Annotated in this window: 1 protein-coding gene; it reads right to left on the bottom strand. The window is 56.5% G+C overall.

All coding sequences use genetic code 11. The features are described 5' to 3' along the window. Window positions 1-149: 149 nt before the first annotated feature. Window positions 150-825: glycosyltransferase family 4 protein (locus tag JF66_RS22655; RefSeq protein WP_156109963.1), on the bottom strand; the 676-nt coding region annotated here is incomplete at its 5' end.

Genomic DNA, 825 nt, shown 5'->3' with positions numbered 1-825 from the left:
GTACGGGATGAATCTTCGGCCAGCAAGCAAGGATTCGCTCTGCGTCGTTGAATCTGAGATCCAGATAGCCCCGTTCGAGCCGGGAATTCTCTTGGATAGGATATCCAGTTGCGTGAGATGGCCACCGCTTCCAGCCACAAACACGATAGTCATAATTTCCCCAATGTGGTCGTGAGGTGCTCCGCGTCATAGAATCTGAGGAGAGAATTTTCGAGCGCTGAGAGGTTAAACTCCTTGCGATACTTCCTTGCTGATGCGAGTCCGTCGTGACTGGCTCTTGCTGGAGTAGTCATGTAGATTGTGATCGCTTCGGCAAGGCCGATCGCGTCGCCCGTACCGACGACCATTCCATTTCCAGCGGCCTGCTCGGCCATGGCGCCCACATCTGTCACAATCACGGGTCGCCCCATAGCCATCGCTTCGATTACAAACATTGGCATGGCCTCAGCACGCGACGGAAGAACTGCGACTCTCGCCTGTCCAAGGGCGCTGAGTACTGTGGAAGGAGAAGCGCGCCCTTCGTAGCATGGCCCGGCCCTGTTCACGAGTTCGGGGTCGGTGGCTGGTCCGAAAATTCGCAACTGCGCTGAGGGGCATTTTTCTAACACAAGGTCCCAAGCATCGAGTAATGTGTCAACACCTTTGCGATAGCTGACACTCCCGGCAAACACGACAATCGGTGCGCAGCGGGACGGATCTTCTGGATCGTGGTCGCGCTGCTGAACGGGCCCCGGGTTGGGCAAGATTACAACCTGACATTGGGGAGCCAAATCAGAAGCGACAGCCGCGGCCTCTTTGTTCAACACGGCGATTTTCCGGGCTCGA

The organism is Cryobacterium sp. MLB-32 (genome assembly GCF_000738085.1).
Classification (GTDB): domain Bacteria; phylum Actinomycetota; class Actinomycetes; order Actinomycetales; family Microbacteriaceae; genus Cryobacterium.
This window is presented reverse-complemented; position numbering and strand designations above follow the sequence as displayed.